General features: G+C 61.6%; 8 protein-coding genes and 1 pseudogene. 4 read left to right on the plus strand and 5 right to left on the minus strand.

The features are described 5' to 3' along the window. Window positions 1-167: 167 nt before the first annotated feature. The gene (locus FHT70_RS25815; RefSeq protein ID WP_085776800.1) at window positions 168-560 is read right to left on the minus strand and encodes a PRC-barrel domain-containing protein; all 393 of its coding nucleotides are present in this window, start codon (window positions 558-560) and stop codon (window positions 168-170) included. A 260-nt stretch (window positions 561-820) separates the two neighbouring features. On the opposite strand from FHT70_RS25815, the gene FHT70_RS25820 reads away from it, so the two are divergent. The 3 genes from FHT70_RS25820 (at window position 821) to otsA (ending at window position 6,269) form a co-directional block, all read left to right on the plus strand. Next, the gene (locus FHT70_RS25820; RefSeq protein ID WP_183705768.1) at window positions 821-2,521 is read left to right on the plus strand and encodes a long-chain fatty acid--CoA ligase; all 1,701 of its coding nucleotides are present in this window, start codon (window positions 821-823) and stop codon (window positions 2,519-2,521) included. Window positions 2,522-2,660: 139 nt separating this feature from the next. Continuing rightward, window positions 2,661-4,286, plus strand: a complete 1,626-nt coding sequence (gene pgi, locus FHT70_RS25825) for a glucose-6-phosphate isomerase (protein WP_183705769.1) — start codon at window positions 2,661-2,663, stop codon at window positions 4,284-4,286. Between the two features lie 567 nt (window positions 4,287-4,853). Further along, window positions 4,854-6,269: an alpha,alpha-trehalose-phosphate synthase (UDP-forming) gene (otsA, locus tag FHT70_RS25830; protein ID WP_097599383.1), complete on the plus strand. Its 1,416-nt coding sequence runs from the start codon at window positions 4,854-4,856 to the stop codon at window positions 6,267-6,269. A gap of 266 nt (window positions 6,270-6,535) precedes the next feature. Here the strand turns inward: otsA and FHT70_RS25835 are convergent, their stop codons facing one another. The 3 genes from FHT70_RS25835 to FHT70_RS25845 all read right to left on the minus strand — a co-directional run bounded on the left by FHT70_RS25835 (window position 6,536) and on the right by FHT70_RS25845 (window position 8,940). Further along, entirely contained in the window at window positions 6,536-7,462 is a 927-nt protein-coding gene (locus FHT70_RS25835; protein WP_183705770.1) for a carbohydrate kinase, read from the minus strand. Window positions 7,463-7,524: 62 nt separating this feature from the next. After that, the gene (locus tag FHT70_RS25840; protein WP_085776794.1) at window positions 7,525-8,214 is read right to left on the minus strand and encodes an orotate phosphoribosyltransferase; all 690 of its coding nucleotides are present in this window, start codon (window positions 8,212-8,214) and stop codon (window positions 7,525-7,527) included. Window positions 8,215-8,283: 69 nt separating this feature from the next. After that, window positions 8,284-8,940: a TetR/AcrR family transcriptional regulator gene (locus FHT70_RS25845; RefSeq protein WP_183705772.1), complete on the minus strand. Its 657-nt coding sequence runs from the start codon at window positions 8,938-8,940 to the stop codon at window positions 8,284-8,286. Window positions 8,941-9,034: 94 nt separating this feature from the next. Here FHT70_RS25845 and FHT70_RS25850 point away from each other — a divergent pair, with 94 nt between their 5' ends. Then, on the plus strand, window positions 9,035-9,517 hold the full coding sequence (locus tag FHT70_RS25850) for an anthrone oxygenase family protein (RefSeq protein ID WP_183705774.1): 483 nt from the start codon (window positions 9,035-9,037) through the stop codon (window positions 9,515-9,517). Window positions 9,518-9,663: 146 nt separating this feature from the next. Here FHT70_RS25850 and FHT70_RS30745 read toward each other — a convergent pair. After that, window positions 9,664-9,810, minus strand: a pseudogene (locus FHT70_RS30745) (IS110 family transposase); the annotation flags it as partial.

The following is a 9,810-nucleotide window of genomic DNA, read 5'->3' on the forward strand; positions in this document are numbered from 1 at the left end:
TGCGAGAGTTTGGTGGGAACGGAGAGCTTGCGGCATGGTCCCTTCGCCCCGTCTACGGGGAGAAGGTGGCGGCAGCCGGATGAAGGGCCGCCAAGCTCACGACATCACCAACACCAAAAAGGCCCCGCTGCTAACGGGGCCCTTCCAGCTCGGTCCATCGGACGAGATTACATCCAGTAGGGCGGCACGCCGTAATAATCATAGACCCGGCGGCCATTATCGTTGTACCAGGTGTCGTCATCGTCCGAATAGCTGGGTGCGCCTTCGATCTGCTCCTTGGTCAGGTCGATTCGATAACCGTCCAGCTGGGTGTCGTAGTTCAGCTTTTCCCAGGGCAGCGGATAGTGATCGTGACCGATGCCCAGGAAGCCGCCGAAGCTCAGCACGGCATAGGCGACGCGGCCATCACGCTTGCCGATGATCAGGCGTTCGATCGAGCCGATATGCCGGCCATCAGGGCCATAGACTCGGGTGCCTTCGACGCGGTCGCTGGCGATCAGCGAATGCGTTTCCTTGGTGTTCGGGTCACGGCGGCTGGCGTCGGTGTCCTGATTCAACATTTGAACCTCCTTTGGGTGTTTCCTCATGGTTGGTATGAAGGGTCAACGCCATTGCGGACTCAAAGTTCCCACCCTTTCGACCACCGCGATGGGCCAGTGTTGACGTTTACGTCAAGGTTAGTATAGCTTTCATACGGCTTGAACCATACAGGCAATGGCATAAGCTGCGGGACTGGAAGATGGAGGATGCTTCCGGTCAATTGCGGACCGGTCGACCACGATTCGATCGGCGCGGCGGCCGCAAGGGAGAGAGAGAGACGATGAGCAGCATTTCCGTCCATCCGAACGGAGCAAAAGCGGACAAGCCCTGGCTTGCCACCTATCCCGATATGGTTCCGGCCGAACTGCCGCCGCTGGAACATGCCTCGCTCGCCGAACTTCTGAAAAAATCCTGCGCCCGTTACGCCGACCGGACGGTTTTTTCCAGCATGGGCAAGGCGATGAGCTATCGCGAGCTCGAAAGCCAGACGCGCAAGGTCGCCGCCTGGCTGCAGAGCATCGGCCTCGAGAAAGGCGACCGCGTCGCGGTGATGATGCCGAATGTGCTGCAGAACCCCGTCGCCACCTATGCGATCCTGCGGGCCGGCCTGGTGGTCGTCAATGTCAATCCGCTCTATACGCCGCGCGAACTCGAACACCAGTTGCGTGATTCCGGCGCCAAGGCGATCTTCGTGCTGGAGAATTTCGCCCGCACCGTCGAGCAGGTCCTCAACAAGACCGACCTGCGCCATGTCGTCGTCACTTCGCTCGGCGAAATGCTGGGGCCGAAGGGGCTGATGGTCAATTTCGTCGTGCGCAAGGTCAAAAAGCTCGTTCCCTCCTGGTCGATCCCGCAGCATAAGAGCTTCAGTCAGGTGCTCAGCGAAGGCGCAAGGAAAAGTCTCCAGCCGGTCGCGCTGACGGGTGGAGACATCGCCTTCCTGCAATATACCGGCGGCACAACGGGCGTTGCCAAGGGCGCGGTGCTGACACATCAGAACCTGCTCGCCAACAAGCTGCAGCTGTCGCTGTGGCTGCGGTCGGCTTTCCAGCGCAAGAAGCAGCCGGAGGTGCTGAATTTCCTCTGCGCGCTGCCGCTCTACCACATCTTCGCGCTGACGGTGAATTCGCTTATGGGCATGTCGCTCGGCGCCCACAATATCCTGATCGCCAATCCGCGCGACATTCCCGGCCTCGTCAAGGAGTTCGGAAAGTCCAACATTCACATCTTCCCCGGCCTCAACACGCTGTTCAACGCGCTGATGAACAATGCCGAATTCGCCAAGCTCGATTTCTCCTCGCTCGTCATGTCGCTTGGCGGCGGCATGGCTGTCCAGCGCCCGGTCGCCGAGCGCTGGCTTGCTATGACTGGCACTTCGATAACTGAAGGCTACGGCCTTTCCGAGACATCGCCTGTCGCCACCGCCAACCGCTTCGATTCGGTCGAGTTCACCGGCTCGATCGGCCTGCCGCTGCCCTCCACCGAACTCGACATTCGCGACGAGGACGGCCGTTCGCTGCCAGCAGGCGAAATCGGCGAGATCTGCATCCGCGGGCCGCAGGTGATGGCCGGCTATTGGCAGAAGCCGGAGGAAACGGCGCGGGTGATGACATCAGACGGCTATTTCCGCTCGGGCGACATGGGTTTCATGGACGAGCGCGGTTACACCAAGATCGTCGACCGCAAGAAGGACATGATCCTCGTCTCCGGCTTCAACGTCTATCCGAACGAGATCGAGGAAGTCGCCGCCATGCATGCCGGCATCCTCGAAGCCGCGGCGATCGGCGTGCCGGACGGCCATTCCGGCGAGGCGGTAAAACTCTTCGTCGTCAGAAAGGATCCGAATCTGACGGAAGCGGAGGTAAAGGCCCATTGCATCGCCAACCTGACCAATTACAAGCGCCCGCGCTTCATCGAATTCCGCACCGAACTGCCGAAATCGCCTGTCGGCAAGATCCTGCGCAAGGACCTGCGCGTCTGAATTTGGGACACTGTGATGAAATTCAAGCCATCCGCTCGCCGCGGGTGGCTTTTTTCATATTGGAGTGACGGCTGAACTTGATTTGCGCCTGAGAAAGCGAATAGTTTCCGCAACCTTTCCGCCTCAAAAGGAGCCTCCCATGAACGCCATCGTCGAACAGCTGAAAAGCACTGCTGACGCCACCAAGGCGACCGATCTCCGCGCCGCCTTCGCCGCCGATCCGCAGCGCTTTTCGCGCTTTTCCGTCTCGCTCGACGATCTGCTGATGGATTATTCCAAGACGGCGGTGAACGACGAGATCCTCAAGCTCTTGGTCAAGCTCGCCGAAGAGGGCGGCGTCGAAAAGAAGCGCGAGGAGATGTTCTCCGGCAAGGCCATCAATTTCACCGAGGACCGCGCCGTCCTGCATACCGCGCTGCGCAACCGGTCCAACACGCCTGTCCTCGTCGACGGCAAGGACGTCATGCCTGACGTCAACGCCGTGCTTGCCGCCATGGGCAAGTTTGCCGACGAGATCCGCTCCGGCACGCTGAAGGGCGCCACCGGCAAGGCGATCACCGATGTCATCAATATCGGCATCGGCGGCTCGGATCTCGGCCCCGTTATGGCGACGCTGGCGCTTGCCCCCTTCCATGACGGCCCGCGCTCCCATTTCGTCTCCAATATCGACGGCGCTCATATCGCCGATATCCTGAAGCTGGTGCGGCCGGAGACGACGCTCTTCATCGTCGCCTCTAAGACATTCACGACAGTCGAGACGATGACCAATGCGCAGACGGCGCGCAATTTTATTGCCAAGGCGCTCGGCGAAGCAGCCGTGCAGCACCATTTCGCCGCCGTCTCGACGGCGCTCGACAAGGTCGCCGCCTTCGGCATCGACAGCGCCCGTGTCTTCGGTTTCTGGGACTGGGTCGGCGGCCGCTATTCGATCTGGTCGGCGATCGGCTTGCCGCTGATGATCGCCATCGGCCCGGAGAATTTCGGCAAGTTTCTCGACGGCGCGCACGCGGTCGACAATCATTTCCGTAAGGCGCAGGTTACCGAGAACCTGCCGATGCTGCTCGGCCTGATCGGATTCTACCACCGTAATGTGCTCGGCTACCCGACCCGCGCCATCCTGCCCTACGACCAGCGCCTGTCGCGTTTCCCGGCCTATCTGCAACAGCTCGACATGGAATCCAACGGCAAGGGCGTGACCGTCGACGGTACGCCGGTCGAGGGCAATTCCGGCCCGGTCGTCTGGGGCGAACCCGGCACCAATGGCCAGCACGCCTTCTATCAGCTCATTCACCAGGGCACGAGCATCATCCCGGCCGAGTTCATGATCGCCGCCAATGCCTTCGAGCCGGAACTGCGCCACCAGCACCAGCTGTTGATCTCCAACGTGCTTGCCCAGTCCGAGGCGCTGATGAAGGGTCGCACCTTCGCGGAAGCCAAGAAGCAGCTGACCGACAAAGGCATGGACGACAAGAAGGCCGATTTCATCGCGCCGCACCGCGTCTTCCAGGGCAACCGTCCGTCGATCACCTTCGTCTACGACAAGCTGACCCCTTACGCCCTCGGCCGCCTGATCGCGCTCTACGAACATCGCGTCTTCGTCGAAGGCGTGCTCTTCCGCATCAACTCCTTCGACCAGTGGGGCGTCGAGCTCGGCAAGGAACTGGCGACGGGCCTGCTGCCCGTCGTCGAGGGCAAGCAGAGCGCGGCGAGCCATGATTCCTCCACCCAGGGCCTGGTCGCGGCGCTGGCGAAGCTTGCGAAGTGAATATGGAGAGGTTTTTGCCCTGTCGCCCCTCACCCTAACCCTCTCCCCGTAAACGGGGCGAGGGGACGTGCCCTGTGAAAACTGGGTGGGGCACGGAGAGGTCGCGGCATGTTCCCTTCTCCCCGCGGGCGGGGGTCCGAAGGACGGGTCGAGACCCGTGGCTCGACCGCGGTCGGTGGCGGCAGGCGGATGAGGGGCGGCCGCCAGATCGTCATAATGGCCGCAAATGATTAGATTGATTTCGGCGGGCTTGGCGCCGCTGCCCTGCAAAAACCGGATTGAATGTTCTACTAATAGAAAATTGTAGAAAGAATTCTTTCAATTCGCCGCCATCGCCCTAGATTCAAGCAAAATCTGTGCGCATGGTACTTCCGACGACATGACCTATCAAACCGGGGACGATACCCCGTTCCACTGTTTCCGCTGGTCTATACACCGGGCAATTCGCTTCCGGATCTGCTCTTTTGATGGCGGCGCCTGCCCTGCATTAGCCTTGCCCCGCCCCGGAGGCTCCCCGGAACCCTGGCACAGAGCGTTTTCCCGATCCATCTTCGCTAAAGGAAGCTCATGAGCCGTCTTATCGTCGTTTCCAATCGTGTTCCCATGCCGGCCAAGGATGGGAGTGCTGCGGCCGGTGGCCTCGCCGTCGCGCTGCAGGCAGCCCTGCAGGCGCGCGGCGGCATCTGGATGGGATGGTCGGGAGAGTCGAGCGGAGACAGGGAGCCTAGCGCGCTGTCGCTGCTGCAGAAGGGCAACATTACCTATGCGCTGACCGATCTCACCGACACCGACGTCGAGGAATATTACCGCGGCTTTGCAAACCGCGTTCTCTGGCCGATCTGTCATTACCGCCTCGATCTCGCCGAATATGGCCGAAAGGAGATGGCCGGCTATTTCCGCGTCAACCGCTTTTTCGCGCATCGACTGGCGCCGATGATCCAGCCGGACGACATCATCTGGGTTCATGATTACCATCTCATCCCGCTGGCCGCCGAACTGCGGCAAATGGGGCTGAAGAACCGGATCGGCTTCTTCCTGCACATTCCCTGGCCGCCCGCCGATATTCTCGTCACCATGCCGGTCCATGAAGAAATCATGCGCGGCCTTTCTCATTACGACCTCGTTGGCTTCCAGACCGATTACGACCTGCAGAACTTCGCCGGTTACCTGAGGCGGGAGGGCATCGGCGACGACCTCGGAAACGGATTGTTCGATTCTCACGGGCGGATCTTCAAGGCCGGTGCCTATCCGATCGGCATCGAGACCGCAGCCTTCGCCGAATTCGCAGAGCGAGCCGCAGACAATGTGATGGTGCAGAAGACCCGGCGCAGCATCGAAGGTCGCGACATGATCATCGGGGTCGATCGCCTCGATTATTCGAAGGGCATTATCCAGCGTCTGGAAGCGTACGAACGCTTCCTCACCAGCAATCCGGCCTATCAGAACAAGGTCACCTATCTGCAGGTCACGCCGAAATCGCGATCGGAAGTCCCCGAATACGAGCACATGCAGAAAATGGTCGCCGAACAGGCCGGCCGCGTGAACGGCGCGATCGGAACGGTCGACTGGGTGCCGATCCGCTATGTCAACCGATCGATCAGCCGCACCGTGCTCGCCGGTCTCTACCGCCTGGCGACGATCGGGCTCGTCACGCCGTTGCGCGACGGCATGAACCTCGTCGCCAAGGAATATGTCGCCGCCCAGGATCCGGATCGCCCGGGCGTCCTAGTGTTATCGCGCTTTGCCGGCGCGGCACGGGAGCTGAAGGGGGCGCTGCTGGTCAATCCCTACGATGTCGAGGGCACGGCCAATGCGCTTGCCAGAGGGCTAGCCATGTCGCTCGAGGAGCGTCGCGACCGCTGGAGCATGATGATGGAACATCTGCTCTCTCACGACGTCTCGCTCTGGTGCGAAACCTTCCTGCGGGACCTGATGACCGCTCCAGAGCTCGGCGGTAGCGTGGCTCCCCAGGCAGCCTCCTGATCGATCCGCATCCGCATCCGCATGAAGGCCTCGACGCAAAGGCTGGCTGCGGCGCTGGCGAAGCGTTAAAAATGCTCCTCACCCTAACCCTCTCCCCGTAAACGGGGCGAGGGGGACGTGCCACACGCAATGTCGGCGGCGGAACGGAGAGGTCGCGACTATACCCCTTCGCCCCGCAAGCAGGGGTCCGAAGGACGGGTCGAGACACGTGGCTCGACCTCGGTCGATGCCGGCAGGCGGATGAGGGGCTGATGCTCGCTTAAGCCTTAAAGCCCGATCTCATGCGCCCAGGGCGGATTGGCGCCGGCGCGGGAAACGGTGACGGCGGCGGCCTTGGCGCCGAGCGTCAGGGCGTTGCGCACCGCCTGTTCATCGAGCGAGGCGACCTGCTCTTTGGTCAGCAGATTATCCCTCTTCAGCGAGGCAAGCACGCCGGCGTCGAAGGTATCACCGGCGCCGACCGTGTCGACAACGGCAACGCGCTCGCTCGGCACCGTCACCTTGCGATCCCTGGTGTAACCCGAGGCGCCTTCCGCGCCCTTGGTGATGACGACGAGCTTGGCGCCCTCAGCCAGCCAGTGGGCGGCGAGCGCGTCATGGTCGCCTGAAAGACCGAACCAGTCGAGATCCTCGTCGGAGAACTTCACGATGTCGGACTTTGCCGCCATGCGCCGGATGCGGGCCATATGAGCCTGCTTGTCCTTGATGAAGCCCGGGCGGATGTTGGGGTCGAGCGAAATGACGCGGCGGGCCGCTTCCCGGTCGAGCAATGCTTCGTAGGTTTCGCCGCAGGGGCTCGGGATCAGGCTGATCGCGCCGAAATGCAAGGCTTCGCAATCATCGCCGAGAACAGGCAGGTCGGCCTCGGTGATCATCCGGCCGGCTGTGCCCTCATCGTAGAAGGCATAGGTCGCCTGGCCGTTGACGAGCTTGACGAATGCGATCGTCGAAGGGCGCGGGGTGATGGCGCATGGGCTGTAATCGACATTGCTCGCCTTCAGCGTCGCCAGCAGGATTTCGCCCATCATGTCGTCGGCAATGCCGGTGAAGAAGGCGGTGGGGATGCCGAGGCGGCCGAGCGCGATGGCGGTGTTGAAGATCGCGCCGCCGGCATAGGGCGCAAAGCCCTTTTCGCCTAACGTCGTCTCCCTCGGCAGCATGTCGATTAGGGCCTCGCCGCAGCACAAAATCATCGGATTCCTCCCAACAGCATTTCTATCTTCATCAAGCGCTTAAGTGAGCTTTTGTCAACCGATTAGAGCGAAAGCTCACTCACTCCACCATTCCTCGCGGACCACGCCAATGGCGCATCGAGAAAGGCCTCGACCTCTGCAAGCGTCTTGTCGTCGAAAAGCTTCTCTGCCCTGGCAACCGCAAGGACGCTGCGCCAGGTGGCGATGTGATGCAGCCTGACCTTGCCATCGGCAAAACGCTGGTCGCCGAAAATGCCGTAAAAGAACAGCGCGATGCCATGATCGACGATGCCGCCGGCGGCGCGAATGGCGTCGATGAACTTGAACATGCTGCCGCCTGCCGTCGTCAGATCCTCGATGACGAGCACGCGCGAACCTTCGGGCATATTGCCTTCGATCTGGGCGTTGCGGCCGTGGCCCTTCGGCTGCTTGCGGACGTAGATCATCGGCAGGCCGAGGCGATCGGCGAGCAGGGCGGCGAAGGGAATGCCGGCGGTCTCCCCGCCGGCGATGCAATCGAACTGCTCGAAACCGGCATCGCGCAGCAGAGTGCTGGCGGCAAAATCCATCACCGTCGAACGGATGCGCGGATAGGACAGGAGCTTGCGGCAATCGATATAGACCGGGCTCGCCATGCCGGAGGAGAGCTTGTAAGGCTGAGCCGCATTGAAATGCACCGCTTTGATCTCCCAGAGCATCTTGGCCACCAATTCGGCCATCAGGGCGCGGTCGGGAAATGCGGTCTGGATCATCGGGCTCTCCTTCGGTTTTGCGTCTCCGGCAATAGCAGCAAGCGCCCACCGTTTCCAGACGCAGGCGATCTATTCCAGCAAGAGACGGCCGATATCGGGTCCCTGCATCTTCTTGAACAAGGCAATCGTCCGGTCGCCCTCCTCTGCATCCAGCGAGACGGCAGAACGCGCGGCGGCGGCAAGCAGCTGCATCGTCAACCGGGCGATCGCCTGAAGTTCGCTGCGGTCCCGATCCGGCCAGAGGCGCACGAGCACTGCGAGAAATGCCTGGGTATGGAATTCCATGTCTTCGGCATCGACCTGCTGCAGCAGCTTGTCGGTGTGGGTCGCATGCCAGATATCGCGCATCACGGGCTCGCGGCGGAAGAACGCATAATATTCGTCGACGATGTTGGCGAGCGCCGCCGGCAGGGCGGCGGCGTCGACGACCTTCGCCAGTTCCGCCTCGACACAGCGCCTGCCCTCTTCGTTGAAGCGCTCGGCCAACGTCCGGATAATCGCGCTCTTGTCGGGGAAATACTGGTAGAGGGCGCCGAAGGAAAGGCCAGCCTTTTCAACGATCTCGCTCATCTTCAGGCCGTCGCTGCCATGGCTTTCGATCAGTTCGGCGGCGACGGCGAGGATTTTTTCGAAACGCTCGCGGCCGCGCTGCTGGCGCGGGATGCGGCGCGGCTGGCCGCCACGGTCCTGCTGGCGTCTGCGCGTTGCGCGTCTCTGCTCCGCCATCGGCTCTCCTTCACGTTGACAATTAGAATAAGAGAGTTTATCTGATTTTACAAATAAGAGAGTTTCTCTTATTTATCCCGCAAGGAGTTTCGGCATGCAGATCGTCCTCATGCTTTCCCTCGTCGCAGCCGCCATCGGCAGCGGCCTCGTCGCCGGCATCTTCTTCGCCTTCTCGACCTTCATCATGAGCGCCTTCTCACGCATCCCGGCCGAACAGGGCATTGCAGCGATGAACTCGATCAATGTGACGATCGTCCGCTCGCCCTTCATGGGCCTCTTCGTGCCGACGGCGATCCTCTGCCTCGTCATCGCCGTCCTCGCGGTGATCGACTGGCGCGGCGGCGCGTCCGCGCTGATGCTGGCGGGTGCAGCCATTTATGTGTTTGCCTCCTTCCTCTCGACGATCATCTTCAACGTGCCGATGAACGACGCGCTGGAAAAGGTCAGCGGCAGCGGGGCGGAGGCGGTGGCGCTCTGGACCTCCTATGTCAGGGATTGGACGTGGTGGAATCATGTGCGAACCGTGGTCTCGCTGCTCGCCTCGGCCGCTTTCGTGCGGGCGCTGATGATGGTTTGAGCAGCAGGCGCCCACACTCAAGAGAGCCTCATCCTGAGGCGCCCCGCCGGGCTCTCGAAGGACAATGCGGGTGTGCCGGTGGGCGATCCAGGCAAGGAGCAGCGTTGCGACGTGTCCTTCGAGGCTCGCCCCATGGGCTACGCGCCTCAGCAACCGTGTTGTTGCGGTTCGCTCCATGGGGTTCGTCTTTTGATGATGGTGTTGATCATGACGATGAATTTCCGCATGGCGGCGACGAGCGCGACCTTGGGTGGTTTGCCGGCAGCGCGCAGTCGTTTGTGGAAGGCCTTGAT

The organism is Rhizobium sp. BK049, from assembly GCF_014193135.1.
Taxonomy (GTDB): Bacteria; Pseudomonadota; Alphaproteobacteria; order Rhizobiales; family Rhizobiaceae; genus Rhizobium.

Bases quoted from the DNA above. Each gene is read 5' to 3' on its own strand.
- FHT70_RS25815 (WP_085776800.1), bottom strand. From the start codon at position 560: ATGTTGAATCAGGACACCGACGCCAGCCGCCGTGACCCGAACACCAAG.
- FHT70_RS25820 (WP_183705768.1), top strand. From the start codon at position 821: ATGAGCAGCATTTCCGTCCATCCGAACGGAGCAAAAGCGGACAAGCCC.
- pgi (WP_183705769.1), top strand. From the start codon at position 2,661: ATGAACGCCATCGTCGAACAGCTGAAAAGCACTGCTGACGCCACCAAG.
- otsA (WP_097599383.1), top strand. From the start codon at position 4,854: ATGAGCCGTCTTATCGTCGTTTCCAATCGTGTTCCCATGCCGGCCAAG.
- FHT70_RS25835 (WP_183705770.1), bottom strand. From the start codon at position 7,462: ATGATTTTGTGCTGCGGCGAGGCCCTAATCGACATGCTGCCGAGGGAG.
- FHT70_RS25840 (WP_085776794.1), bottom strand. From the start codon at position 8,214: ATGATCCAGACCGCATTTCCCGACCGCGCCCTGATGGCCGAATTGGTG.
- FHT70_RS25845 (WP_183705772.1), bottom strand. From the start codon at position 8,940: ATGGCGGAGCAGAGACGCGCAACGCGCAGACGCCAGCAGGACCGTGGC.
- FHT70_RS25850 (WP_183705774.1), top strand. From the start codon at position 9,035: ATGCAGATCGTCCTCATGCTTTCCCTCGTCGCAGCCGCCATCGGCAGC.